This is a genomic window from Allobosea sp. NPDC055594, from assembly GCF_053618995.1.
Map to the genome: position 1 here is coordinate 165,562 of NZ_JBSHIO010000004.1, position 23,729 is coordinate 189,290.

Annotated in this window: 25 protein-coding genes; 8 read left to right on the forward strand and 17 right to left on the reverse strand. The window is 65.2% G+C overall.

From position 1 onward, the window contains the following. Positions 1–5 precede the first annotated feature (5 nt). From ACWGRX_RS10305 to ACWGRX_RS10325, 5 genes are all read right to left on the reverse strand, one after another. Entirely contained in the window at positions 6–560 is a 555-nt protein-coding gene (locus tag ACWGRX_RS10305) for a hypothetical protein (protein ID WP_452117475.1), read from the reverse strand. Further along, positions 557–1,873 (reverse strand): HD domain-containing protein, encoded by a 1,317-nt coding sequence (locus tag ACWGRX_RS10310; protein WP_452117476.1) that lies wholly within the window; start codon positions 1,871–1,873, stop codon positions 557–559. The genes ACWGRX_RS10305 and ACWGRX_RS10310 overlap by 4 nt, the downstream gene beginning before the upstream one ends. 965 nt (positions 1,874–2,838) lie before the next feature. Continuing rightward, the gene (locus ACWGRX_RS10315) at positions 2,839–3,144 is read right to left on the reverse strand and encodes a hypothetical protein (protein WP_452117477.1); all 306 of its coding nucleotides are present in this window, start codon (positions 3,142–3,144) and stop codon (positions 2,839–2,841) included. Positions 3,145–3,273: 129 nt separating this feature from the next. After that, on the reverse strand, positions 3,274–3,660 hold the full coding sequence (locus tag ACWGRX_RS10320; protein ID WP_327521223.1) for a SpoIIAA family protein: 387 nt from the start codon (positions 3,658–3,660) through the stop codon (positions 3,274–3,276). A 57-nt stretch (positions 3,661–3,717) separates the two neighbouring features. Beyond that, the gene (locus ACWGRX_RS10325) at positions 3,718–4,461 is read right to left on the reverse strand and encodes a hypothetical protein (RefSeq protein WP_452117478.1); all 744 of its coding nucleotides are present in this window, start codon (positions 4,459–4,461) and stop codon (positions 3,718–3,720) included. 441 nt (positions 4,462–4,902) lie between these two features. On the opposite strand from ACWGRX_RS10325, the gene ACWGRX_RS10330 reads away from it, so the two are divergent. From ACWGRX_RS10330 to ACWGRX_RS10360, 7 genes are all read left to right on the forward strand, one after another. Continuing rightward, positions 4,903–5,175 carry a hypothetical protein gene (locus ACWGRX_RS10330; protein WP_452117479.1) on the forward strand — a complete coding sequence of 91 codons (273 nt, stop codon included), beginning with the start codon at positions 4,903–4,905 and terminating at the stop codon, positions 5,173–5,175. An 8-nt stretch (positions 5,176–5,183) separates the two neighbouring features. Further along, the gene (locus tag ACWGRX_RS10335) at positions 5,184–5,369 is read left to right on the forward strand and encodes a hypothetical protein (RefSeq protein WP_291646146.1); all 186 of its coding nucleotides are present in this window, start codon (positions 5,184–5,186) and stop codon (positions 5,367–5,369) included. 7 nt (positions 5,370–5,376) lie between these two features. After that, the gene (locus tag ACWGRX_RS10340; RefSeq protein WP_452117480.1) at positions 5,377–6,483 is read left to right on the forward strand and encodes a methionine ABC transporter ATP-binding protein; all 1,107 of its coding nucleotides are present in this window, start codon (positions 5,377–5,379) and stop codon (positions 6,481–6,483) included. Then, positions 6,473–7,138, forward strand: a complete 666-nt coding sequence (locus ACWGRX_RS10345) for a methionine ABC transporter permease (RefSeq protein WP_066472944.1) — start codon at positions 6,473–6,475, stop codon at positions 7,136–7,138. Before ACWGRX_RS10340 ends, ACWGRX_RS10345 begins: the two co-directional genes overlap by 11 nt. A gap of 37 nt (positions 7,139–7,175) precedes the next feature. Continuing rightward, positions 7,176–7,976, forward strand: a complete 801-nt coding sequence (locus ACWGRX_RS10350; protein WP_452117481.1) for a MetQ/NlpA family ABC transporter substrate-binding protein — start codon at positions 7,176–7,178, stop codon at positions 7,974–7,976. Positions 7,977–8,017: 41 nt separating this feature from the next. After that, on the forward strand, positions 8,018–8,806 hold the full coding sequence (locus tag ACWGRX_RS10355) for a MetQ/NlpA family ABC transporter substrate-binding protein (RefSeq protein WP_452117482.1): 789 nt from the start codon (positions 8,018–8,020) through the stop codon (positions 8,804–8,806). Between the two features lie 312 nt (positions 8,807–9,118). Next, a complete protein-coding gene (locus ACWGRX_RS10360) occupies positions 9,119–9,652 on the forward strand; it encodes a hypothetical protein (RefSeq protein WP_452117483.1) in 534 nt (177 codons plus the stop codon). A gap of 477 nt (positions 9,653–10,129) precedes the next feature. Here the strand turns inward: ACWGRX_RS10360 and ACWGRX_RS10365 are convergent, their stop codons facing one another. The 12 genes from ACWGRX_RS10365 to ACWGRX_RS10420 all read right to left on the reverse strand — a co-directional run bounded on the left by ACWGRX_RS10365 (position 10,130) and on the right by ACWGRX_RS10420 (position 22,909). Next, positions 10,130–10,843 (reverse strand): ABC transporter ATP-binding protein, encoded by a 714-nt coding sequence (locus ACWGRX_RS10365; RefSeq protein WP_452117484.1) that lies wholly within the window; start codon positions 10,841–10,843, stop codon positions 10,130–10,132. Continuing rightward, positions 10,843–11,604: an ABC transporter ATP-binding protein gene (locus tag ACWGRX_RS10370; protein WP_452117485.1), complete on the reverse strand. Its 762-nt coding sequence runs from the start codon at positions 11,602–11,604 to the stop codon at positions 10,843–10,845. The genes ACWGRX_RS10365 and ACWGRX_RS10370 overlap by 1 nt, the downstream gene beginning before the upstream one ends. After that, positions 11,601–13,487 carry an ABC transporter permease gene (locus ACWGRX_RS10375; protein ID WP_452117658.1) on the reverse strand — a complete coding sequence of 629 codons (1,887 nt, stop codon included), beginning with the start codon at positions 13,485–13,487 and terminating at the stop codon, positions 11,601–11,603. The genes ACWGRX_RS10370 and ACWGRX_RS10375 overlap by 4 nt, the downstream gene beginning before the upstream one ends. 230 nt (positions 13,488–13,717) lie before the next feature. Continuing rightward, complete coding sequence (locus ACWGRX_RS10380; RefSeq protein WP_291637998.1) at positions 13,718–14,932, reverse strand: ABC transporter substrate-binding protein; 1,215 nt, start codon at positions 14,930–14,932, stop codon at positions 13,718–13,720. A gap of 255 nt (positions 14,933–15,187) precedes the next feature. Next, positions 15,188–16,027, reverse strand: a complete 840-nt coding sequence (gene phnX, locus ACWGRX_RS10385; protein WP_452117486.1) for a phosphonoacetaldehyde hydrolase — start codon at positions 16,025–16,027, stop codon at positions 15,188–15,190. Continuing rightward, positions 16,024–17,151 (reverse strand): TIGR03364 family FAD-dependent oxidoreductase, encoded by a 1,128-nt coding sequence (locus tag ACWGRX_RS10390; protein ID WP_452117487.1) that lies wholly within the window; start codon positions 17,149–17,151, stop codon positions 16,024–16,026. The genes phnX and ACWGRX_RS10390 overlap by 4 nt, the downstream gene beginning before the upstream one ends. Positions 17,152–17,398: 247 nt before the next feature. Then, positions 17,399–17,608: a cold-shock protein gene (locus ACWGRX_RS10395; RefSeq protein WP_291638004.1), complete on the reverse strand. Its 210-nt coding sequence runs from the start codon at positions 17,606–17,608 to the stop codon at positions 17,399–17,401. Positions 17,609–17,728: 120 nt separating this feature from the next. Beyond that, the gene (locus ACWGRX_RS10400; protein WP_452117488.1) at positions 17,729–18,484 is read right to left on the reverse strand and encodes an SDR family NAD(P)-dependent oxidoreductase; all 756 of its coding nucleotides are present in this window, start codon (positions 18,482–18,484) and stop codon (positions 17,729–17,731) included. Further along, the gene (locus ACWGRX_RS10405; protein WP_452117489.1) at positions 18,457–19,497 is read right to left on the reverse strand and encodes a ketopantoate reductase family protein; all 1,041 of its coding nucleotides are present in this window, start codon (positions 19,495–19,497) and stop codon (positions 18,457–18,459) included. Before ACWGRX_RS10405 ends, ACWGRX_RS10400 begins: the two co-directional genes overlap by 28 nt. A 160-nt stretch (positions 19,498–19,657) precedes the next feature. Then, positions 19,658–20,605 (reverse strand): isoaspartyl peptidase/L-asparaginase family protein, encoded by a 948-nt coding sequence (locus ACWGRX_RS10410; RefSeq protein WP_452117490.1) that lies wholly within the window; start codon positions 20,603–20,605, stop codon positions 19,658–19,660. A gap of 154 nt (positions 20,606–20,759) precedes the next feature. After that, on the reverse strand, positions 20,760–22,361 hold the full coding sequence (locus ACWGRX_RS10415) for an ABC transporter substrate-binding protein (protein ID WP_291638013.1): 1,602 nt from the start codon (positions 22,359–22,361) through the stop codon (positions 20,760–20,762). After that, positions 22,358–22,909 carry a MarR family winged helix-turn-helix transcriptional regulator gene (locus ACWGRX_RS10420; protein ID WP_452117491.1) on the reverse strand — a complete coding sequence of 184 codons (552 nt, stop codon included), beginning with the start codon at positions 22,907–22,909 and terminating at the stop codon, positions 22,358–22,360. The genes ACWGRX_RS10415 and ACWGRX_RS10420 overlap by 4 nt, the downstream gene beginning before the upstream one ends. Positions 22,910–23,004: 95 nt before the next feature. On the opposite strand from ACWGRX_RS10420, the gene ACWGRX_RS10425 reads away from it, so the two are divergent. Beyond that, the gene (locus ACWGRX_RS10425; RefSeq protein WP_452117492.1) at positions 23,005–23,706 is read left to right on the forward strand and encodes a creatininase family protein; all 702 of its coding nucleotides are present in this window, start codon (positions 23,005–23,007) and stop codon (positions 23,704–23,706) included. Positions 23,707–23,729: the final 23 nt, after the last annotated feature.

The following is a 23,729-nucleotide window of genomic DNA, read 5'->3' on the forward strand; positions in this document are numbered from 1 at the left end:
TCAGCTCACTTTCTGAATTGTTTGACCTCGGAAAGGTAAATTTGAGCACTATTCACTGCAGCTTCGCACTCCTTAAATGGAATGTGCGGCTTCAGCTCGTGCATCTTGGCAACCCAAGAGGATTCGCTTTCAGAGCTAGCATTTTTCGCAATATAAATTGCGGTAGTTATCTTTTCTAGGAACTTAACATCATTTTTACCAAATTTCTTCACGATAAAATCGATAGATTTCAAATGTCTTTTGATAAACTCCTTGTTCTTCTCACGAATCTTATTTGCAAAATCGCTAATCTCAAAACTCGGTCCGTATCCAGGGACGGTTGTGTTGAGTTTGACTGCACCGATTGATTGGAGCGCTATCAAATCATCACGAAAATCAAAGCTGAACGGCCCATGCTTATAAATAATGAATTCATACCCCAGATCAGAATCTAGGACTGTAGACAGCAAGAACATAGATTTTTGAACGTGGGTCTCGCCACACCAACTCCCAACCTCTTTAAGGCGAGCGATCAACTCAAGGTCAACTGCGAGTAAGTTTTCCTTAGTCGATACCGTCATATGAGGTTCTCTTGCCCTGCTAGGTTCAGAATTTGATTCTTGTTTTGTTCGAGCCACTGCTTTACGTCCGCTTGAACCGACTGGCAACAGTAAATCGAATCGACCTCCATTGTAGGAATATTTTCCATGACCTGCGACAGTCCGTGACAGGAAGCAACGGCTCCGTCATAAAGCAGGACTGGAAAGTCAGGAGTTGATGCCTTTGGCGGCACGTAGTCGTGCCTCAGCCTTTCGTCACCGAACACCTTGCAAGCCTGCTCAAACAAGGCCTTGCCCGGCTCCAAAACGGCACCTGCTTTATCCCCGGGCACTCCGGTAAACACTCGCCTAAAATGGTTACGATTCTGTATACGTGATGCTGCATCGTGCGCTTGATGCTGCGGATCAATGGCGCATTGCCTGATGCCTGAGATAACTTCGGCATCAGTCATCGATAAATGATCATGCTTATTAGTTCCAAATTGGCCAGCAGGCAGCCAATTTTGTAAAAAATCAATCAAATGTATATCATATACACGTCTTATGTGATGAAAATATACTTGTCTGTATATGAAATATCTTGCTAGAATAAGCGACTCCGCCGCCTCAAGACCACCCTGCTCTATCCCAAGTGAGGGCTCTAAGCTTCCCTTTTCCGATCTGGGGAGTATCCTTATGGAATTAATCAATCTGTTATGATCAAACCGCCCATACTGAACGCCCGCATGGTACGAATCTCTTAGTAAATAGTCCATTCTGTCGGCTCCAAAAGAGTCCCCGACAATAACCTCAGAAAGTATAGTCTCCCAAATAGTAAATTGTAGCTCCGGGCACTTTTTCACTCCAACAGAAAGTTTAACTACATCCTCCGGCCGAAGAGGCGCAGTCATGTTATTCCAAATCTCTTTCATTTCATCAGAAAGAATAAGATCTTTAGTAATTCTCTCATGGTCCCAACCTTTAGGTAATAACTTATGCTCTGCCGCATGTGAAAATGGTAAATGTCCAATATCGTGGCAAAGTGCTGCCATACGAATTACAGATCGCCAGTACCTGAGTGAATCACCGTCCGGTAACAAGTAATTTATTCTAGAATGAACATTTCCAGGTCCCGTAATGATATCATATATCTGGGAAGCTAGGTGCATAACTCCCAGAGAATGCTCAAATCTTCGGTGAGTTGCTCCAGGATAAACCAAATAAGTTAGTGCTAGCTGATGAATATTTCTTAGCCTCTGAAATGGTTCAGAATTTATCACTTTTCTTTCATCGGACCTGACATGAATAAAAGTATGTATCGGGTCTCTAAATTCATGAGAATGCTTCATTTCCATCCCAAATATATTATGTATCGGGTCTATCTAGCGTAGTCCCGTTTACAGACAACGCAGCATCGTGTTTCGCCGCGGGCAGAAGTTACAGTCTGAGCCTCCCATTTCGTCAAGCCTAATCGCCCGAATCCCATGTACTAGAATGCAAAGCCATCGGCGCTGGGATCATGTCTAGAGCATCGCCAAGGCCTATCGAGGCAAATTATCCGCATCCCCGCACTTCTTGAATGTTTCTGCGCGCGTGACGCTTGGCTGAGCGCCGAACTTATCCCCGTCCTCCCAATCTCCCGTATGATCCCCCGCATCCCATCCCCGAGGGGCGGCCGACCGGAGGCATGTCGTTTGGCGGGGTGGGCGCGGCGCCTGCGGCCGGGCTTGCACCCCGGTCCCGGGAGGCTTCGGGAACCGACCTGGGGGTACTACGGCCCCTGCGCGAGGAGCTCGCTAGCCGGACCTGCCGCCGATCGTGAACCGCCCGAGCGCCGACGCGACGACCCGAAGAGGGGAACTGGCGAAGGCAGCGGACGGGATCGGGGCAAGATCCGAATGAAGCGCGGCCCGGAGTTTTCAAATCGCCGCCTGGCGGAGCGCCACGGGGCGTGCGGGTGGTGGCTCAACCCATCCGCGCCGCTCCCGGCCACGGAAGCGGATACCAAACCGCGCCTCGCGGCGCTCCGCTGCCCCTCAGATGCGACAACGCCCGCAGGCGAGCCTGCGGGCGGGGAAAGGCTTGGGCGCGGGAGGCGGGACCTGCCCCCTCTCCCCTTGCGGGAGAGGGTCGGGGTGAGGGGTCTCGCGACCTTGACAGATTAGCGCTTGCAGCGGCCGAAACCGCATAGCGCTGCGCGACCCCTCATCCGGCGCTCCGCGCCACCTTCTCCCGCAAGGGGAGAAGGCAGAGCGTCGAAATTCCCGCGCCCTTCGCTTGTGGGGAACAGGGGCACGAAGGGCGCGGGGGACGGACCGCCTTACCAGCGGTCGTAGGCGTCGCGATAGCGGCGGCCATGGGCCGGGGCCCAGGGCGGCGGGCCGCCATGGCGGCGGCCATAGCCATAGCCGTAGCCGTCGCGATAGCGATGGCGATGGCGGCGCTCATAGCGGTGCTGGCGCTCCATGTTGCGCTGGATCTCCCACATCCGGTGCTCGCGGTTGTGGCGGACATAGGTCGCCTCGAGCTTGTCGAGGCCGGCCGCGCCGCCAAAGGCCTCGCCGGCTGCGGCCGGCGTGACGGCGGCGCCCAGTGCGATGGTCGCGGCGATGAGAATGTGACGCATGACTGGTCTCCTTCGTCTGCTGATGGGCATTTGAGCAGCGGGGCGCGGAACCCCGCCTGAACGGGCCAGTCGGCTGCCGTTCATCTTGGGACCGGCGCGTTTCCGCCGGCTCGGGGTGAAAACGGGGAATCAGGCGTTCGGCCCGCCCTCGATCTCGCTCGCCCAGGCGAGCGCCGCGTCGAAGGCGCCGGGCTTGAAGCTCCTGACCTCGACGAAGGGCACGAGCGGGCTCGCGATCGCGACCAGGGTCTCGATCCAGCCCTTGTCGGTGACCACCGCCTCACGCGGGAAACGGTGCCATTGCAGGATCTTGCCGAAGCCGTAGCGGGCATCCTTGAGGCCGGCGCGGAAGGTCATGTCCTCGAAGCCGGTGAGATCGGCGAGGATGCCGAGCTTCTCATGTCGTTCGAGCTTGGCCTCGATCTCGGCGATCAGCCGGTCGAAATCCGGCTCGGTCAGCGTGCCGGTGATGCGAAAGGCGGCGACATGGTCGGCTGCGGGGAGAATGTCGAGCATGGCCCTCTGTCCCTGGCTTGTCCCGAAGCAACGCCGGCAGGGCAGGAAGGTTCGGCGCTATTTCAGCGCAATGATCAACATCAGGAAGGCGAGCACGATCAGAACCTGCTTCAGGCTCCAATTGATCCGCCTGAGCTGCTCGGACACCGGATCCTCCGGCTCCTCTTCGGGATCGGCCTCGGTGGCCGCATCGGCTTGGGCCTGCTGGGCTGGGCTGGCGGGGCCGGCCCTGCCCCATTCGATCGACTCGACCCGGCCATGGCCGCTGGCGCTGCGGCCGCTGGCGGCCTCGAGCCCGAGATGGAAGGCGAGCGGGCGGCCGGGCAATGCCTCGGGCTCGGCCTCGCGCAGCCAGAGATCGGTGGCGGCGCTGAGCGACAAATGCAGGGGCGCCTTCTCGGCGAGATCGCGGCCGAGCTCGGCGAAGAGCGGCTGCGGCAGGAAGAGGTCGGCGCGGTAGTTCTGGTCGAGCCCGGCCTCCTGCGCATCGCCGGCAAGGCCGAGCCGCAGCAATGGCGCCTGCGCGCCTTCGGTCGGAAAGGGCCGGATCGTCAGGGCGATGTCATGGGCCTCGCCAGGATGACCGGCCCGGTGCAGGCTCGCCTCGCGCGGCCGGGCCCGTCCCTCGATGCGGTCGGCCTCGTGCCGCACACCCTCGCGCCAGACATGGCCGCGCACCAGAGCGAGCCCGTCCGCCTCCAGAGCGAGCGGGCGGCCGACGGCCTGGATGAAGGCGCCGGCGACGCCGTCGATCGTCATCCGCCCGTCGGCGATGCTGACGCCGCGCACCGCCTGGTTCATGCGAGGTCCGAATCGCGAATAGCCATGGCGGGACGATAGCAGGTCGGAGCGGCGGCGCGCCAGAACAGGCGCTGCGATGCGCCATTCACGGCCTCGCGCGCAGTTTCGGCCGCCTCGACGCCCGGAGAAAATTCTTCTCCGAGAACATGTCTCTTTAAAAGAACGATTGGATTGACACGAAGAACGACACTGCCTAGATTGGGCCTGTCACCGGCTCAGCCCCGTGACCGCGGAGATTTGAGCGAGCAGCTTGCGCCGCGTCACCAAACGCTAAAGCGGAGAGCAACATGACCGATCATTCCCTTCCTCCGATCGAACCGACCCTTCGTTCGATGATGTTCTGTTGTCGGCGCTGAGCCAGCGCTGAGACCGCCCGCGCGGCGGATTTTCTTCCGAACAGATTCATCCTTCGAGACGCCGCATCGCGGCGGAGGTCACGTCATGTCGCAGTTCACTTCCCTTGCATCCGATCAGCCCGTCACCGCCCAGCCGACGCTCGCCCAGGCCACACTCGCCTATGTCATCGAGGTCGGCGAGACCCAGGCCGGGCTGGTGGCGCGCCGCGCTGGCGAGCGCTTCTTCACCTTCATCTCGGCGGCTTCGGCCTTCGACCGGCTCGAGGGCGAGCGCTTCGCGACGCCAGGCGCGGCCGAACGCGCCGCCCGTTTGCTCGTCGCGCCGCGCCGTCAGGGCCAGACGCGGCTGGCGGCCTGAGGCGAGTGATGTCCGGGCTCGAAACCCTGCGCCGGCGCCTCGCGCTCTGGCTCGGCGAGGCTCTGCCCGCCGCGCCACGCCGGCTCGACCAACCCTCCTTTTCGGTCGACGACGAGGCGCAGCGCCGATCGGTCCGGCAGGTGACGCTCGAGCAGATCAGCATCACCCACTGGTCCTGCCACACGCTATACTGAGGTCATGATGAACGCCCCCCTGAAACCCGACGCCTTCCGCGTCGCGGCCGAGATCGCGCCATTGGCCGAGCCGGTCATCCGCTTCGAGCGGGTCGGCAAGGTCTTCGCCGGCCGGCGCGGCCAGAAGCCGGTCACGGCGCTGGAAGGCATCGACCTCGACGTGCCGCGCGGCGCCATCGTCGGCGTGATCGGCCGCTCCGGCGCCGGCAAGTCGACCCTGATCCGCCTGGTCAACGGGCTGGAGCGCGCCAGCTCCGGCCGCATCCTGATCGAGGGCGACGATGTCACCGACCTGACCGAGGCCGGCTGGCGGACGCGCCGCCGCTCGACCGGCATGATCTTCCAGCATTTCAACCTGCTCTCCTCGCGCACGGTGTTCGACAATGTCGCGCTGCCGCTCGAGATCGACGGCACGCCGAAGAGCGAGATCGCCGGGCGGGTCGAGAAGCTGCTCGACCTCGTCGGCCTCGCCGACAAGCGCGAGCGCTATCCGGCCGAGCTCTCGGGCGGGCAGAAGCAGCGTGTCGGTATCGCAAGGGCGCTGGCGACCGACCCGAAGGTGCTGCTCTGCGACGAGGCGACCTCGGCACTCGACCCCGAGACGACGCAGTCGATCCTGGCGCTGCTCAAGCAGGTCAACCGCGAGCTCGGCGTCACCATCCTGCTGATCACGCATGAAATCCCGGTGATCAAGGAGATCTGCGACCGGGTCGCGGTGATCGAGGGCGGGCGCATCGTCGAAGAGGGCGAGACCTTCGAGGTCTTCACCCGGCCGCAGCATCCGACGACCGCCCGCTTCGTCGAAACGGTCACCGGCGTCGAATTGCCGGCCCATCTTGCCGGGCGGCTGCGCGAGACGCCGCTGGCCGGCGGCAGCGCCGTGCTGCGCGTCACCTTCTCCGGCGCCAACGCCACCGCGCCGGTGATCAGCCGGCTCGGCTCCACGATAGGCATCGACGTCAACATCCTGGCGGGGCGAATCGACGCCATCGCCGGCAAACCCTTCGGCAGCCTGCTCGTCTCGGTTCCCTCCGAAGAACCCGGCCTCGGTGCCGTGCTCGGCGCGCTGAAGGGCCTCGAACTCAAGGCAGAGGTCATCGGTCATGTCGCCTGAACTCATCCGCCTCATCATCCAGGCCACCGGCGACACGCTGCTGATGGTCGCGATCGCCGCCGGGCTCGGCACCCTGCTCGGCCTGCCGCTCGGCGTCTTCCTGGCGACGAGCAAGCGCGGCGAGCTCTTCGCCGCCCCGGCCGTCAACGCGATCCTCGGCACGCTGGTCAACGCCACGCGTTCGACGCCCTTCATCATCCTGGTCGTCGCGATCATCCCGTTCACCCGGCTGATCGCCGGCACCTCGATCGGCACCACGGCGGCGACCGTGCCGCTGACGGTCGCGGCGACGCCGTTCATCGCCCGCCTCATCGAGGGCGCCATCCGCGAGGTCGACCAGGGGCTGGTCGAGGCGGCGCGCTCCATGGGCGCGACGCCGGTGCAGATCGTGCGCAAGGTCCTCGTTCCCGAGGCGCTGCCGGCGATCACCCTCGGCCTGACGCTCGCTCTCGTCAGCCTGATCGGCTTCTCGGCCATGGTCGGCGCCGTCGGCGGTGGCGGCCTCGGCGATCTCGGCATCCGCTATGGCTATCAGCGCTTCATGCCCGAAGTGATGGCTGCGGTCGTCGCGGTGCTGATCGTCCTCGTCCAGGCCGTGCAGAGCCTCGGCGACCGCCTCGCCCGCCATCTCAACAAGCGCCTGCGTCACGCCTGAGCGCCAAGCGAACCTTCTTCCTCAGCCGGAGCCTACCATGTCGACCTTGCTTTCCCGGCGCAGCCTGCTGGCTGCCGCCGCCGCCCTCTCCTTGTCCGCTTCGGGCGCCCTCGCCCAGCAGAACCAGGTGATCCGCATCGGCGTCACCCCCGGCCCGCATGCCGAGATCGTCGAGCAGATCAAGCCGATCATCGCCAAGAAGGGCTATGAGCTCAAAATCTTCGAGTTCTCGGATTTCGTCATCCCGAACCAGGCGCTCGACACCGGCGACCTCGAGGCCAATGCCTTCCAGCACCAGCCCTATCTCGACAACCAGGTGAAGGATCGCGGCTTCAAGATCGCGAGCGTCGCGACCACCGTCAATTTCCCGATGGGGATCTACTCGGCGAAGTACAAGAGCTGGGCCGAGGTGCCGGACGGCGCCACCGTCTCGATCCAGAACGACCCGACCAATGGTGGCCGCGCCCTGCTGCTGCTGCAGGACAAGGGCGTGATCAAGCTGAAGGACGGCACCGGCTTCAAGCCGACCGTGCTCGACATCACCGAGAACCCGAAGAAGCTGAAGATCGTCGAGATCGAGGCCGGGCAGACGGTGCGCTCGCTCGCCGACGTCGCTGCCGCGGCGATCAATACGAGCTATGCTGTCGACGCCAAGCTCGACCCGAACTCGGCGATCCTGCGCGAGGCGCCCAAGGGCCCCTACACCAACCTGATCGCGGTGCGCAGCGTCGACAAGGACAAGCCCTGGGTTCAGGCGCTGGTCGACAGCTACCGCTCGCCCGAGATCAAGGCCTTCGTCGCCGAGCGCTTCAAGGGCTCGATCCTGCCTACCTGGTGAAGCCGTCGCCTCCCGCAATCTCCAAGAACGGAGTCCGTTCCATGACCACCCGCAGGACCATTCTCGCCGCCGCTTTCGCAGTCACCGTCGCCGGCCCGGCGCTCGCCCAGCAGAACCAGGTGCTCCGCATCGGGGTCTCGCCCGGCCCGCATGCCGAGATCCTCGAGAAGGTGAAGCCGCTCGCCGCCCAGAAGGGGCTCGACATCAAGATCATCGAGTTCTCCGACTATGTCGTGCCGAACCAGGCGCTCGACGCCGGCGAGCTCGAGGCCAACTCCTTCCAGCACCAGCCCTATCTCGACAACCAGGTGAAGGACCGGAATTTCAAGCTGACCAGCGTCGGCCTGACCGTGAACTTCCCGCTCGGCATCTACTCGTCGAAGTACAAGAGCTGGGCCGAGATTCCGGACGGGGCCACGGTCGCGATCCAGAACGACCCGACCAATGGCGGCCGTGCCCTGCTGCTGCTGCAGGACAAGGGCGTGATCAAGCTGAAGGACGGCACCGGCTTCAAGCCGACGGTCGCCGACATCACCTCGAACCCGAAGAAGCTGAAGATCATCGAGATCGAGGCCGCCCAGACGCCGCGCTCGCTGGCCGACGTCGCCGCCGCCGCGATCAACACCAACTATGCCGTCGACGCCAAGATCGAGCCGACCTCGGCGATCCTGCGCGAGGACGCCAAGGGTCCCTATGTCAACGTCATCGCGGTGCGCACCGCCGACAAGGACAAGCCCTGGGTCAAGACGCTGCTTGAGACCTATCACACGCCCGAGGTGAAGGCCTTCGTCGCCGAGCGCTTCAAGGGCCAGGTCCTGGCCGGCTGGTAAGCTTCCTCCCACCTGGCATGGTCACTGCCGGGCACCTGCCCCGGAAGCGCAAGCTTCCGGGGTTTTTTGTCTCTGCGTGGGCAAGAGCTCATCCAACTACAAGCACTTACCCACCGTGGGTAGGGCGACGACTCCCTTAATGCCACAGCCCGATCACGATTCGCGTGAGCGCGAATTAATTACTCCCACTTGTCAAGTCGGTCTTGCCAACTTTTAACTACAAAATTTTCAAAATTGGCAGCGTTTTCCCATTGTGGGATATTGGGACAGCCCCGATCTGTGTTATATAGGCGTGGCACAGGGGACTCTGTCATGGACTTCGTCGCTGCCATGAGGGCTGAGATTGCCGGGCTCGAAGCGTCGCTTCGAGCGTCTCCCGATCCGCGCGCGATCAAGTTGCACGAGCTGCAAAAAATGCTGGCTCTCTACGAAGGGCGGCAGGCGCCTGAGGCGACGGCAATACAGATTGCGGCCATCGAGCCAGATCGTTCCCCCAAACCGAGCAATCGACGTACCTCCCCCGAGAGGCAGCAGGCTTTGGCTGCGGCAAGAGAGATTCTTCGGGAGCAGAGTTTGCCAATGAAGACAGCTGAGATCTTCAAGCTGGTGGAGGCACGAGGAATCAAGCTGGGTGGGAACGATCCGCAGAACAACCTGTCGGCACTCTTGCACAACAGCGATGAGTTTCTCTCACATGGCAGACTCGGCTGGACAGTAAAGCGTAAACCCACGGTCGACGACGAATTCGACGACCTTCTCGTCGACGGTCGAAGCGGCAATAGAAGCAATCAACAAGAAAACGGGCCCAGTCCGAAGACTGGACCCGCTGAGAATGGGGGCGGCTAGGCCGGTGCCAGGGAACGATTTGCAGCGTCTCCCCCTGGAGTTCGACTCCCCCCGCCTCCACCTTTCCACCGCTAACGGGTGTCCTCCAAGACATCGCCCGTTGGCTTCACGAGAGTCTACCAAACTGCGGCCGAGGCCGAGAAAGGAGTATCCCATGTGGCAAGCCGTCATAATAGCGTAGCTAGGGCTGAAGCTCTGGCAGGCTATCTTTGGCTCGCCCGCCCAGGGTGGCTTACGCCACTCCGGCGGGTCTTCATTTATAACCGAAAGTGCCGATTCGGTCTAGCTCGCCATTGCGTTTTGCGATGGCGAGAGAGCCGTTCGGCGTGCGCATTTGCGGACTACAAAATGGCGACACCCACACTGGGAAAGATCGTTCTCGATCGCTTCTAGGTTGTCGGTAGTGGGAGCATTGAGTGCTTTCAACTTCGCGGGTCGCCGAAGATCCGGGCTTCCGGCGTAATTTCGCTGGCCCTGCTAGACCGATAGATACTGCGAGCGCACGGCCTCATTCGCCTTGAGCTCGGCCATGGTGCCGGAGAAGCGGATCAGACCCTTCTCAATGATCGTGGCGCGGTCGGCGACCGAGCCGGCGAAATGCAGGTTCTGCTCGGAGATCAGCACCGAGAGCCCCTCGCTCTTCAGCGCCAGAATGGTCTTGGCCATCTCCTCGACGATGACCGGGGCGAGCCCTTCCGAGGGCTCGTCGAGCAGGACGAGGCTGGGATTGCCCATCAAGGTGCGGGCGATGGTCAGCATCTGCTGCTCACCGCCCGACATCGCCCCGCCCGGCCGGTCGCGCATGCGGCCGAGATTGGGGAAGAGCTCGAACAGGCGCTCCGGCGTCCAGTAGGGCACGTTCTCGCGGCGCGGCCGGCGCCCGACGGCGAGGTTCTCCATGACGCTGAGCTCGGAGAAGACCCGCCGGTCCTCGGGGACATAGCCGAGGCCGAGCCTTGCGATCTCGAAGGGCTCGCGCCCGGCGATCGGCTGCCCGTCGAAGACGACGCGGCCCGATTGCGGCGCAACGAGCCCCATCACCGCCTTCATCGTCGTCGACTTGCCGGCGCCATTGCGGCCCATCAGCGCCAGCACCTCGCCGCGGTCCATCGAGAAGCCGACGCCCTGCAGGATATGGGCGCGGCCGTAATAGGCGTTCAGCCCTTCGATCTCGAGCATGGTGGCGCTCATCAATGGCCTCCCGAAGTCGCGCCGGAGCCAAGATAGACGGCGCGTACCGCCGGGTCGTTGCGGACCTCCTCGGCCTTGCCCTGTGCGATCAACCGGCCGCGGTCGAGCACCAGCACGGCATCGGAATGGGCGAAGACGACATCCATGTCGTGCTCGGTGAAGAGCACGGCGATGCCACGCTGCCGGGCGATTTCGGCGGTCAGCGCCATCAGGGCGATGCGCTCGCGCGGCGCCATGCCGGCCGTCGGCTCGTCCATCAGCAGGAGTTTTGGCTGGTTGGCGATGGCGACGGCGAGCTCGACGCGCTTCAGATCGCCATAGGCGAGCACGCCGCAGGCGCGCTCGGCCTGATCGAGCATGCCGACTTGGCTGAGCAGCGCGTCGGCTTCGGCGACGTAGCGATCCTTGGCCCGGCCGAACAGTTTCCAGATCTCGCCGGCATGCGAGATCAGCGCCATCTGGACGTTCTCGCGCACGCTCATCGAAGCGAAGGTGGCGGTGATCTGGAAGGTGCGGCCAACGCCGAGCCGCCAGACCTCGCGCGGCTTCAGCCCGCTGATGCGGCGGCCGGCGAGGATGACCTCGCCGCGATCGGAGGGCAGCTGGCCGTTCAGCATGTTGAAGCAGGTGGTCTTGCCGGCGCCGTTCGGGCCGATCAGAGCGAGCAGCTTGCCGGCCTCGACCTCAAAGCTGACATCGTCGACGGCGCGGACGCCGCCGAAGGATTTGCCGAGATTGCGGACTTCGAGGACCGGCGTCATCGGGCGGGCTCCGGCGTGGCGGCAGGCGCGGCGCCGCCATCCTCGCGGCGGCGCTCGGCAAGCGCGAGCGTGGTGCCGACCAGCCCGCGCGGGAACAGGATGACGAGCAGCACGATCGAGGCGCCGAGCACGAAACGCCAGTACATCGTCGCCTTGGCGAGCTGCTCCTGCAGGCCCATGAAGGCGAAGGCGCCGACGATCGGGCCCGAAACCGTCTGGACGCCGCCGAGCAGCACCATCAGCAGCGCGTCGACCGAGCGCGGGATCGCCATATAGGTCGGGAAGACCGACCCCTTGAAGAAGGCGAAGAGCGAGCCGGCAATGCCCGCCGCGAAGGCGGCGATGATGAAGGCGAGCCACTGGATGCGCATCACCGGCAGGCCGATCGCCTCGGCCCTGAGCGGGCTGTCGCGCCCCGCCCGCAGAGCATAGCCGAAGGGCGCGAAGACGAAGACCCGCAGCAGCAGCACGAAGGCGACGCAGATCACCAGCGTGAGATAATAGAAAACCAGTTTCGAGCTCGCCCAGGCAGCCGGCCAGACGCCGAGGATGCCGTTGTCGCCGCCGGTGAGATCGACCCATTGGAAGGCGGTCGCCCAGGCGATCTGGGCGAAGGCCAGCGTCAGCATCGCCAGATAGACGCCCGAGAGCCGGACGCAGAACCAGCCGAAGACGAAGCCGGCAATGCCCGCCAGGAAGGGCGCAAAGGCGAGCGCCGGCAGCATCGGCAGAGCGAGCCATTTCACGGCGAGCGCCGCGCCATAGGCGCCGAGGCCGAAATAGGCGGCGTGGCCGAAGGAGGCCATGCCCCCGGGCCCCATCATCAGGTGCAGCGACGCGGCGAAGAGCGCGAAGATCGAGAGCTCGGTCAGGGTCAGCAGCCAGTGATCGGCGACGATGAAGGGCGCAACCAGGAGCAGTGCCAGCGCCAGCAGGCCGAGGCCCTTGGCGGCGGAGCTCGCCGGCAGCAGCAAGGGCTCGACCGGGCCATGGGCATGGGCGCTGCCGACCGGCCGCCTGCCCATCAGCCCATAGGGCTTGACCATCAGCACCACCGCCATGACCAGGAAGACCAGGACGAGCGTGATCTTCGGGAAGATCAGGATGCCGAAGGCGTGGATCACGCCGATCAGCACGGCGGCGAGATAGGCACCAGTGACGCTGCCGAGCCCGCCGACGACGACCACGACGAAGGCCTCGGCGATCATCGACAGGTCCATGTGCAGGTTGACCGCCTCGCGCGGGAGCTGCAGCGCGCCACCGAGCCCGGCGAGCCCCGCGCCGAAGGCGAAGACCGAGGTGAAGAGCAGGCGCTGGTTGACGCCGAGCGCGCCGACCATCTCGCGGTCCTGCGTCGCGGCGCGCACCAAAGTGCCCCAGCGCGTCTTCTGGAACAGGAACCAGAGCAGGGCGAGCATGATCGGCCCGACCACGATCAGGAAGAGCTCATAGGTCGGGAAGCGGCTGCCCATCAGCACGACGAAGCTCTTGAAGCCCGGCGCGCGCGGGCCGAGCTTGTCCTCCGCTCCCCAGATCGCGAGTGCGATGTCCTGCACCATCAGCACCAGGCCGAAGGTGGCGAGCAGCTGGAAGAGTTCCGGCGCCTGATAGATCCGGCGCAATACGGTGATCTCGACCAGGGCACCGATCGCCGCAACGATCAACGCGGCGAGCACGACCCCGCCCCAGAAGCCGAGCGCTTCGGAGCCGCCGAAATAGGAGACCAGCGTGAAGGCGAGATAGGCGCCCAGCATGTAGAAGGAGCCATGCGCGAAGTTCACGATCCGCGTCACGCCGAAGATGATCGAGAGCCCGCAGGCGACGAGGAACAGCGACGAGGCCGAGGCCAGACCGTTCAGCGTCTGCGCGAAAATCAGGTCGATCATGGATGAGGTCTCATTCGGGAGCTGCCAAAGCGCATTCCAACCGCGTGTCATCCCGGACGACCGAAGGTCGCTCCGGGATCCATCTTAGAACGCGGCGCTCTACAATGGATCCCGGCGCTCCGCTGCGCTGCGGCCGGGAATGACGGCGCACCTCGTTACAGGCCGCAGGTCCTTTCGGAGCCGCAGTCGCTGTCTTTTCGTCGACGAAACCAGTCGAACCGGCGACTTCAGCCCGCCGGGCGCAGCGCCTTCACCTCGGCATCCGAGGGCAGGTATTTGGCACCGTCGGCATAGCGCCAGTCGACCATCACGCCCTTGCCGTTCTTGACCGCGGTCTTGCCGACATAGGCGCCGAGCGTCGCCTGATGGTCGGAAGCGCGGAACTCGACCGGGCCGAAGGCCGAGGTGAACTTCAGCCCCTTCAGCGCGTCGACGAGCTTCTCATTGTCGGTCGTGCCCGCCTTGGCGAGGCCGGCGGCGATGGCGTTCATCGTGTCGTAGCCGACGACCGAGCCGAGCCGCGGATAGTCGTTGTACTTGGCGCGATAGGCTTCGCGGAACTTGACGTGGTCCGGCGTCTGGATGTCGGCCTGGGGATAGCCGGTGACGATCCAGCCGACCGGGGCCTCGGCGCCGAGCGGGTCGAGATATTCCGGCTCGCCGGTCAGCATCGAGGCGACGGCGCGGCCCTCGAACAGCCCGCGCGTATTGCCCTGGCGGACGAAATTGGCGAGATCGGCGGCGAAGGTGACGTTGAAGATCGCGTCGGGCTTGGCCGCCTCGAGCGCCTGCACGGTGGCGCCCGCATCGATGCGGCCGAGCGCCGGGAACTGCTCGGCGACGAACTCGACATCGGGCCGCGCCTTCTTGAGCAGCTCCTTGAACCACTTCACCGCCGACTGGCCGTACTCATAGTTCGGCGCGACGGTCGCCCATTTCTTGGCCGGGAGCTTGGCGGCCTCTTCGACCAGCATCGCCGCCTGCATGTAGGTCGAGGGGCGCAGGCGGAAGGTGTAGCGGTTGCCCTTGGCCCAGACGATCGCGTCGGAAAGCGGCTCGGAGGCGACGTAGAGCCGCTTGTTCTGGAGGGCGTAGTCGGCGATGGCGAGGCCGACATTGGAGAGGAAGCCGCCGGACAGCAGATCGACCTTCTCGGCATTGATCAGCTCGCCAGCGAGGCGCACCGAATCCTCGGGCTTGCCGGCATCGTCGCGGAACAGCGTCTCGATCTTGCGGCCGAGCACGCCACCGGCGGCGTTGACCTGCTCCTGCGCGAGTTCCCAGCCCTGGCGATAGGGCTTCAGGAAGGCTGGCTGGGAGGTGTAGCTGTTGATCTCGCCGATCCTGATCGGCGCACCCTGGGCGCGCAGCAGCGAGGGCGTTGCCAGCGTGGCCGCTCCGATCACGGCTCCGCTGACGAATTGGCGACGGTCAATCTTCATGGCTGTCCCCCACTGGCTGATCGATCTTCTTGCTTGCGGCCCCTCGCCGCGGCTCCCCACCCTAAGCCGGGCGCATCAATGGCGCCAAGCCGGCAAGGAAATTCGTTTGTATACCTACGAACTCTCAGCGCTGCCGTTTTGTTTGTCAATCGTTCTAAATTGGGCATCCGTGCCGCATTCGCGGGCAAAGCGGGGCGAGCTCCGGCGAGGGGCAGTCGCCGGTCCGTTCGTGCTCCTGCTTTCGCTGTTCCGGGCTCAGGCCGGCTGTTTCGCCGCGGCGCGCGCCAGCAGGGTCGAATCAATCGCCTCGACCACGCCGACGAGCTCGGCGATGCTGTCGACGACATAATCGGCGCCGGCGGCCCGCAGCCGCGCCGCCGCCTTGCCGCGCAGGACCTGCTGCTCGAGCAGGGGCAACTCGTTCCACTCCGCCAGCGAGAGGCCGACGCAATTGCCGGAGACGGCGAGGCCGACCGTCCAGCAGCCGGCGGCCGCGCCTTCGGCGATGCCCGGCTCGGTGTCGTCGACCTTGACGACGCTGGCGGGCGGATAGACGCCGAGATCGGCGAAGCAGCGATACATCATCAGCGGACTCGGCCGCCCTTCCGCGAGATCGCCGGCGCAGACGAGATTGTCGGGCCGATAGCCCTGCGCAGCCGCGGCCGGCAGCAGGCGTTCCATGATCTCGCGGGTATAGCCCGTGGTCGAGCCGATCCTGAGCCCGCGCCGGCGCAGATTGGCAACAGTCTCGGCGGCGCCGGGGATCAGCTCGGCATAGTCGGTGACGACGGCGGCATTCAGCGGCACGAACTCGGCATAGACGGCGTCGATCGCCGGCTCGCCCGGCAGCGCGCCATGAGCGGCGCGCCAGGCCTCGGCGATCGCCGGCTCGGCCAGCAGCGCGGCGATATGGGCGCGCTTCGGCAGCCCCATCGGGCCCCGGGCCTGGGCGATGCTGATGGCGACGCCGAAACGGGCGAAAACCTCGACGAAGGCGCCCATCGGCGCACGCGAGCCGAAATCGACGACCGTGCCGGCCCAGTCCAGCACCACCGCCTTGACGGCCTTGAACGAAAGCATGGCGACGGCGCTCATCCGAACATCTCCGCAATGGTCTCTTCGCCGATCGCGAAGGAGGTGGAAGCCCCGGTTCCCGAGGTGACGATCACCAGGCGGACACGCTCGGCGATCGCCTCGCGCAGCATCGGCCGGTCGGGCAGGCTGGCATAGGTACCGAGCCAGCGCGTCTCGACAGGAGGCCGTACGCCGAAGACCGCCTCGTATTCGTCGAGTATCAGAGCGTCGACGCCATGCTGCGCGAACGGATCGGGCGTTGCCGCATAATGGTGGGAATCGCCGACGACGCGGCTGCCATCGGCCGAGGCGACGGTGATCAGGTGGATGCCGTTGGCGAGATGTTCCGGCTGCTCGCGCTCCAGCCGGGCACGCAGGGCGGCGGCCTCGGGCAGCTCGGCATAGCCGAGATAGCGCACCAGCGAGAGATCCGACATGACCGCGCAGGGCAGGTCGGGCCCGGAGGTTGCGGTGCGGACCCGCAGCATCTGCAGCTTGCAGCGGGTCAGTGCGGGGTGGGCGCGCCTGAGCTCGTCGGCATGGAGGCCGGTGAAATCGTCGCCGGGGCAGATGATGGCGGCATCGGCGCGCAGGGCGCCTTCCGAGGTCTCGATCACCGGCAGGGCAACGCCGCGCACCGTCGCCTGGCGCAGAAAGGAGACGCCCCAGTCGCGCGCGAGATAAGCGGCGAGCAGCGGGATCGCCTCGCGCGATTCGACACGCAGATCATGCGGGCTCCAGAGCGCCGCCTCCTGGCCCGGCGCGAGGAAGGGGAAGCGCTGCGCCAGGGCCTCGCCGCGCAGCAGCGCGCAGCCCTCGCCCATTTCGGTGGCGAGGAAGGCCTCGAGCACGGCGGTCGCCTCCGGCCGGCGCGAGGCGAGGCAGAGCCCGGCATGGACCAGCGAAATCCCCGCCTTCGGGGCGATTTCAGCCCAGACATCACGCGAGCGCCGCGCCCGCTGCCAGGTTTCGCCCGCCTGCTGGCCGGTGACGGTGACGAAGCCGAAATTGCGGACGGACGCGCCATTGGCCTGCGCATCGCGGTCGATCACGACGACCTTCAGCCCGCGCCTTGCGGCGGCCAAAGCATGTGCGAGGCCGACGATACCGGCGCCAACGATGGCGAGGTCGAAACTGCGATCCACTGGGCTCTCCCTCCCCGGCGCTCTGGCGCGCCATGGCAAGCCCTCCCGCTTAGAGCAGGCGTAATGCAGATCGATGACAGCGATGCGATTGCAAGCGACCAGCGCCGCGGAGGAGCCTGGCCTTGCCTTGCGCTCCTGGCCGCCGCCGATCGGCGACGGAAATGCCTGGAATCATCAGTTCTTGACGAGTTCTATATGGCGGGGAAGCAGACGCCGCTTGTCCGCGACCCTCGATAGGCCGGTGTCTTCAGGCAGTCTTGAGGTTGACGGCCGCCGACTTGCCGGTCTTGCGGTCTGCTTCCAGATCGTAGCTGATCTTCTGGCCTTCGTTCAGGCCGCGCAGGCCGGAGCGCTCGACTGCGCTGATATGCACGAAGACATCGCTGCCGCCGGCATCCGGCGTGATGAATCCGTACCCTTTGGTCTCGTTGAACCACTTCACGGTGCCCGTTGCCACGTGCTCTCCCTTCACTTTCGGCAGGCGGCGAGTGCCGCCCGGCGCGCACTCTAGGGCGATCCTTGCGCATGTGGCAATCCGGCTCAGCAATGAGCCGGATCATCCCTTTCGGGGAGAAACTCAGGAACGTCCGCCATCGACCGACAGAACCTGGCCGGTTGTCCAGCCCGCCTGCTCCGAGAGGAAGAACAGGCTGGCATGGGCGATGTCGGCCGGCGTGCCGAGCCGGCGGGTATGGATGCCCTCGACCAGCCGCTTCTGACCTTCCGCGCCATAGGACTGCCATTGCCGCTCGGTCGCCGGGTTGGAGCGGACGAAGCCGGGCGCCACCGAATTGACGGTGATGCCATGCGGGCCGAGTTCCCAGGCGAGCTGCCGGGTCAGCCCGACCAGAGCGTGCTTGGCGCTGGCATAGGCCTGGATGCCGGTCAGGCTCGGCCGCAGGCCGGCGCCGGAGGAGATGTTGACGATGCGGCCGTAAGCAGCCTGCTTCATCGCCGGTGCAACGGCCTGCGACAGGAAGAAGGCGGCGTCGACATTGGCGGCGAAGATGGCGCGCCAGTCGGACTCGGAGATCTCCTCGATCGGCCGGCCGACCTGGCCGCGCACGCCGCCGGCGGCGTTGGCCAGAAGGTCGAGCCGACCCTCGGCCGCAAGCACGGCGGCGACCGTCTCCTGCGCCGCTGCGGGCCCGCCGAGATCGGCGACATGAGCGGCCGCGCCGAGTTCTCTCGCCGCGGCGGTGACGCCTTCGGCATCGAGATCGACGAGATGGATCCGGGCGCCGGCCTGGGCCAGCGCCTCGGCGATGGCGCGGCCGATGCCCTGCGCAGCGCCGGTGACGAGGGCTACACGGTCGTCGAAACGGATCTGCATTGCTCGATCAGCACCTTCAGGGTTTCGAACGCCATCGGCCGGCGGCCTTCCTCGATGTCTTCGATGAGCGTGACCAGCGTCGTGAGCGCTGGCGTCGCGACGCCGACCTCGCGGCCGAGCGCCGAGATGATGCCGATCTGCGGCCGGGCTTCGGTCCTGCGCTTGCGGACGGCAAGGTCGCGCCAGATGCCGGAATGGGTCTTGGCCGTCTTCGCGGTATAGTCGGCGAGCCAGGCAATGGTCTTCACCTGCGGGCCCTCGGGCGCGCCGGGTGCGAAAACCTTCGGATCGAAGTCGCCGAAGCCGAGCGATGTCACACCGCGCGCCGCCGCGACAGCACCCACCTCGCGCCCGAGCGCCAGCCAGACCGGCAGCCGCGCCGGATCGGCGAAGTTCGCCGACATCGAATCATTGGTGAGGGCGGTGCCGAACAGCATCGCGCCATAGGCGAGCTTGCCCCAGAGATAGCCGTAGATGTTGTCGGTCAGGATCGCGTCCGGCTCGAACAACCTGAGCAAACGGTGCATCTCGCGGGCCCGGCCGGTCATCGCCCCATCGAGCTCACCGACGACGACGGCGCCGCGATTGCCATAGAGGATCTCGCCGGGACCATGCCAGTCGGCCCCGAAATTGACGAAGCAGCCCATGGTGCGCGCCTCGCCAACCGCCCTTGCGATGGTGATCTCGTTGAGCCCGTTCTGGGCCGAGAGCACGAAGCCGCCTTCCGCAAGATGCGGCGTCAGTGCCGCGAGCGCGGCCTCCGTCGCCCCGGCCTTCACCGCCAGCACGATGCGGGAATAGCTGCCGGAGAGCTCCTGCGGCGTCGCTGCCGGCACCACCTGCCGAAATTCCTCGACCGGGCCGGCTATCGATAGGCCCGATGTCCGGCAGGCCTCGACATGCTCGGGCACGATGTCGACCAGCAGCACGGGCACGCCGGCCCGCGCCCAATAAGCGCCGAGCGTGCCGCCGATCGCGCCTGCGCCCCAGATCAGGATCGGTTCGGTCGTCATGAGCCCGCCTTCTCCCACTCGAAGCCCTCATCCTGAGGAGCGATCCCAGATCGCGTCTCGCAGGATGCTCCAGAAGACTCCCTGACCAGCTGGAACATCCTTCGAGACGGCCGCATACGCGGTCTCCTCAGGATGAGGGCTGAGAGGAGGTAATCGCCGCTCACGCCTGCCCCATCACTTCGACATCGGCATGGGTCGCGACATGGACGAGGCCGTCAGGCGTGACCCAGCCGCGATACATGCCGCCGGTGTTATAGGGCGCGACGATCTCGCCATCGGCGTCGATGGCGACGAGGCCTGCCCCGATCTTGTGCGCCGTCAGCTCGGCCATGGCGCGCTCGGCTGCTTCCTGCAGCGAAAGCCCGGCATAGCCGATCAGCGACGCGATCTCGTGGCCGACGCAATAGCGGATGAAATACTCGCCCTTGCCGGTCCCGGAGACGGCGCAGCGCCCGTCGCGCGCATAGGTTCCGGCGCCGATGATCGGGGAATCGCCGACACGGCCCGGCGGCTTGTTGGTATAGCCGCCGGTCGAGGTCGCGGCGGCGAGATGACCGGCCTGGTCGCGGGCGACGGCGCCGACCGTGCCGTGCTTCTCGGCCTCGCTCGCTCCGGCCATGGTGCCGACGAGCTCGCGGATCTTCATCGAGGCGAGGTTCTTGCGCCGGCGCTCGGTCGAGAAATGCTCATTGGCGACGATGTCGAGCCCCTCGGCCTGGGCGAAGGCGTCGCCGGCCGGGCCGGTCAGCAGCAGCGGGTCGCCGCGGCGCATCAGCGCCTTGGCGGCGGTGACGGGATTGCGGATGCGCTTGACGGCGCAGAGCGCCCCGGCCGCCAAGGTCGCGCCGTCCATGATCGAGGCGTCGAGCTCATGCTCGCCATCGGCGTTGAGGGCGGCGCCATGGCCGGCATTGAAATGAGCGGAATCCTCCATCACCACGACCGCCGCTTCGACCGCGTCGACGGCACTGCCGCCCTTGGTCAGGATCGCCCAGCCGGCACGCAGCGACTTGGCGAGATGGGCCTTGGCCTCGGCCCATTCGGCGTCGGTCATTTCGGATTTGGGCAAGGTGCCGCAGCCGCCATGGATGGCGAGAGCGATGGTCATTTTTGCTTATCCTGACTTCAGTCACATCGTGGTGAGGGTGCGCCGCGACGTCATGGTCGGGCTTGTCCCGACCATCCACGTCTTCGTCTGGGCAGTCCGATGTTCAGGACGTGGATGCCCGCCACAAGGGCGAGCATGACGGTCCTGGTTCCCCTTACTTCGCCGGCTTGATGTCCATGGCCAGCGTGTCCTCGTCGACGCGCGGGCGGATGGTCACCTTGGCCTTCTGCATCGCCCAGGCCGAGCCGACGGCGACGATCGGCAGCCGCGGCCGGTCCTTGGCGACGATGGCGTTGGCCTGCGCCAGGAGGTCGTTGCGCTTGGCCTCATCCATCTCGATCGCGGCATCCTCGATCAGCTTGTCGAGCTCCGCGTTCTTGTAGCCGAGCACATTGAAGGCGCCGAGCTTCTTGGCGGGGTCGTTGGAGTGCACCACCGAGGAGAGCGTGTAGTTCGCCTCGCCGGTCAGCGTGCCCCAGCCGGACATGGAGAGCGAGAACTCGCCGCGCAGCCGGGCCGGGAAGAAGACGGCGCCGGGCTGGGCGTTGGCGTTCACCTCGATCCCGATCCGCGCCAGCATCTGGGCGATGGAGGTGCCGACCTGCCGGTCGCCGGGCAGGCGATCGCTGGTGAAGGAGAAGCCGACCTTGAAGCCGTTCGGGTAGCCGGCCTCCTCCATCAGCTTCTTGGCCTTGGCGAGATCGGGCTTCAGCGGCGGCAGGCTCTTGTTGTAGCCGGCGATATCCGGCGTCACCAGCTGGTTGACCGGTGCACCCAGCCCTTCCATCGCGATCTCGGCGAGGGCCGGCCGGTCGATGGCGAGGTCGATGGCCTCGCGGACCCTGGCGTCCTGCAGCGGGTTCTTCGGGAGGGCCGAGCCGTCCTTGGCGCTGACCTGCGGGGACTTGTCCCGCATGTCGAGCTCCATGTTGAAGACATAGACGGTGTCGATGGTCGCTACCGAAAGCTTGGCATCGCGCTTCAGCGTCGGCACGTCGGAGGCCGGCGCGCGCACGATGATGTCGACCTGGCCGGCCTTGAGCTGGGCGACGCGGGCGGCGTCGTTCGGCAGCTCCTTGCGCAACACCCGGGCCCAAGGCTGCTTCTCGCCCCAATAGCCGTCGAAACGGTCGAGCACGAGCTGGTCTTTCGGCGTCCAGGAGACGAATTTATAGGGGCCGGTGCCGATCGCCGCCTTGCCGCCGTTGAAGGCCTCGTTCGCATTGTCCTTGGTCAGGCCGGCGGCCGCCTTGTGCGAGACGATGAAGAGCCGGATGAAATCGTTCGGCAGATTCGGCGCCGGTCCGTCGGTGACGATGTGGACGGTGAGCGGGTCGACGATCTTCACCTCCTTGACGCGGCGGACATAGATCGTCGTCGGGTTCGGTCCGGCCACGACCGGGATGCGCTCGATCGAGAACTTGACGTCCTCGGCGGTGAAGTCGGAGCCGTCATGGAACTTGACGCCGGGGCGGAGCTTGAACTCCCAGACGGCGGGCTCGATCGCCTTCCAGCTCGTCGCCAGGCGCGGCTCGATCTGCAGCTTGTCGCCTGACCAGGTCAGCGTGTCGAAGACATGCTTCAGCGCCTCGGCATGGGTGCCGGTCGCGGTGAAATGCGGATCGATCGATTCCGGGCCGGCGCGCACGCCGATGGTCAGGTTCTGGGCGAGAGCAGGACCGGCGAGCCCGATGCCGCACAGGGCAGCGAAGGTGGCCCGCCGCCAGAGCGGGAAGATGCGCAAGGTCTCGGTCATGACGGGTTACCTTCGGGTTCGAGGTCGACAGGCCAGGTCGGAGAGGCGATCACCATCTTGTCCAGGAGCTCGCAGAACTGCTTCTGCTCGGCCTCGCTCAACGCACCCAGCATCGCAGCCTGCTGCTGCACCATCCGCGGCATGGTCTCGTCGAAGATCGCCCTGCCGGCAGGGGTGAGGGCCAGCACATAGCTGCGCAGGTCGTCGGGATCGCTCTCGCGCTTGAGCAGACGGCGCTCGAGCAGCTTCTGGATGGCGCGCGACAGCGTGTTCTTCGGCAGCCCGGCAGAGGCGACGATGTTCTTGGCGGCGACGCCGCCCTTCAGGCCGACCGCGTAGAGCGCGACGAATTCCGGCCGGACCAGCCCGTAGCGCGCCTCGATCCAGCGATAGACCGGATCATTGAAGCGGAAGGCGATGAAATTCAGCCGGAAGGAGAGCCAGCAGGGATTGCCCCAGAGCTTGGTGACGATCAACGGGTCGAGATTGCGCAGAGCGGCCTCGCGCTCGCTGTCCAGCTTCGACAAGGCGGTCGGCGCGAGGCGCATTGCGACACTCCCTGACTTGGTTCCATATGGAACTTGACGACCCCGGATGCGGCTGTCAAGGATGACGTGGTTTCGTCGAAACGCAAGGATCGGTCATGCTGGTTTCCCGGATGAACTGGATGCAGATCGAGGAACAGGCGAAGCGCGACGACCGTTGCGTTCTGCCGCTCGGCTGCGTCGAGCAGCATGCCTATTTGAGCCTCGCCACCGACGCGATCCTCGCCGAGCGCGTCGCGAACGAGGCCGCCGAACCACTCGGGATTCCGGTCTTTCCGGTGCTGGCCTACGGCATGACGCCGGGCTTCACCGCCTATCCCGGCACGGTCTCGCTGCGGATGAGCACCTATCTCGCTGTGATCGAGGACCTGCTCGAAGGCGTCTATCGCTCCGGCTTCCGCCGTATCGTGCTGGTCAACGGCCATGGCGGCAATTCGCCGGCGATGACGCTCGCCACGGAATGGATGGGCAGGCGCCCCGACGCCAGCGTCAAGATGCACAACTGGTGGGCCGGCCCGCTGTTCCAGGCGGCCGTCCGGCAGATCGACCCGGCCGCGTCGCATGCCTCCTGGATGGAGAATTTTCCCTGGACCCGCCTTGAGGGCGTGGCCATGCCGGACATCGTCAAGCCGCCTTTCGATGCCGCCCTCTACCAGGCAGCCAATCCCCAGCGAAAGCGCGAGATTCTCGGCGACGGCAATTTCCACGGCCGCTACCAGCGCCCCGACGCGGAGATGCTCAGGGTCTGGACGGTCGGAGTCGAGGAGACACGGGCGGCGATGGCGGAGAGCTGGCCGTGACGAGCGGTCCCTCCTCGGACCTT

What these genes read in the sequence shown, in the direction of transcription:
- phnX (WP_452117486.1), bottom strand. Translation starts at nt 16,027, where the DNA reads ATGAGCGCCGTCGCCATGCTTTCGTTCAAGGCCGTCAAGGCGGTGGTG.
- ACWGRX_RS10365 (WP_452117484.1), bottom strand. Translation starts at nt 10,843, where the DNA reads ATGAGCGCCACCATGCTCGAGATCGAAGGGCTGAACGCCTATTACGGC.
- ACWGRX_RS10325 (WP_452117478.1), bottom strand. Translation starts at nt 4,461, where the DNA reads ATGAACCAGGCGGTGCGCGGCGTCAGCATCGCCGACGGGCGGATGACG.
- ACWGRX_RS10380 (WP_291637998.1), bottom strand. Translation starts at nt 14,932, where the DNA reads ATGAAGATTGACCGTCGCCAATTCGTCAGCGGAGCCGTGATCGGAGCG.
- ACWGRX_RS10340 (WP_452117480.1), top strand. Translation starts at nt 5,377, where the DNA reads ATGAACGCCCCCCTGAAACCCGACGCCTTCCGCGTCGCGGCCGAGATC.
- ACWGRX_RS10425 (WP_452117492.1), top strand. Translation starts at nt 23,005, where the DNA reads ATGCTGGTTTCCCGGATGAACTGGATGCAGATCGAGGAACAGGCGAAG.
- ACWGRX_RS10405 (WP_452117489.1), bottom strand. Translation starts at nt 19,497, where the DNA reads ATGACGACCGAACCGATCCTGATCTGGGGCGCAGGCGCGATCGGCGGC.
- ACWGRX_RS10415 (WP_291638013.1), bottom strand. Translation starts at nt 22,361, where the DNA reads ATGACCGAGACCTTGCGCATCTTCCCGCTCTGGCGGCGGGCCACCTTC.
- ACWGRX_RS10315 (WP_452117477.1), bottom strand. Translation starts at nt 3,144, where the DNA reads ATGCGTCACATTCTCATCGCCGCGACCATCGCACTGGGCGCCGCCGTC.
- ACWGRX_RS10400 (WP_452117488.1), bottom strand. Translation starts at nt 18,484, where the DNA reads ATGCAGATCCGTTTCGACGACCGTGTAGCCCTCGTCACCGGCGCTGCG.
- ACWGRX_RS10310 (WP_452117476.1), bottom strand. Translation starts at nt 1,873, where the DNA reads ATGGAAATGAAGCATTCTCATGAATTTAGAGACCCGATACATACTTTT.
- ACWGRX_RS10350 (WP_452117481.1), top strand. Translation starts at nt 7,176, where the DNA reads ATGTCGACCTTGCTTTCCCGGCGCAGCCTGCTGGCTGCCGCCGCCGCC.
- ACWGRX_RS10420 (WP_452117491.1), bottom strand. Translation starts at nt 22,909, where the DNA reads ATGCGCCTCGCGCCGACCGCCTTGTCGAAGCTGGACAGCGAGCGCGAG.
- ACWGRX_RS10410 (WP_452117490.1), bottom strand. Translation starts at nt 20,605, where the DNA reads ATGACCATCGCTCTCGCCATCCATGGCGGCTGCGGCACCTTGCCCAAA.
- ACWGRX_RS10360 (WP_452117483.1), top strand. Translation starts at nt 9,119, where the DNA reads ATGGACTTCGTCGCTGCCATGAGGGCTGAGATTGCCGGGCTCGAAGCG.
- ACWGRX_RS10305 (WP_452117475.1), bottom strand. Translation starts at nt 560, where the DNA reads ATGACGGTATCGACTAAGGAAAACTTACTCGCAGTTGACCTTGAGTTG.
- ACWGRX_RS10345 (WP_066472944.1), top strand. Translation starts at nt 6,473, where the DNA reads ATGTCGCCTGAACTCATCCGCCTCATCATCCAGGCCACCGGCGACACG.
- ACWGRX_RS10355 (WP_452117482.1), top strand. Translation starts at nt 8,018, where the DNA reads ATGACCACCCGCAGGACCATTCTCGCCGCCGCTTTCGCAGTCACCGTC.
- ACWGRX_RS10335 (WP_291646146.1), top strand. Translation starts at nt 5,184, where the DNA reads ATGTCCGGGCTCGAAACCCTGCGCCGGCGCCTCGCGCTCTGGCTCGGC.
- ACWGRX_RS10320 (WP_327521223.1), bottom strand. Translation starts at nt 3,660, where the DNA reads ATGCTCGACATTCTCCCCGCAGCCGACCATGTCGCCGCCTTTCGCATC.
- ACWGRX_RS10330 (WP_452117479.1), top strand. Translation starts at nt 4,903, where the DNA reads ATGTCGCAGTTCACTTCCCTTGCATCCGATCAGCCCGTCACCGCCCAG.
- ACWGRX_RS10370 (WP_452117485.1), bottom strand. Translation starts at nt 11,604, where the DNA reads ATGACGCCGGTCCTCGAAGTCCGCAATCTCGGCAAATCCTTCGGCGGC.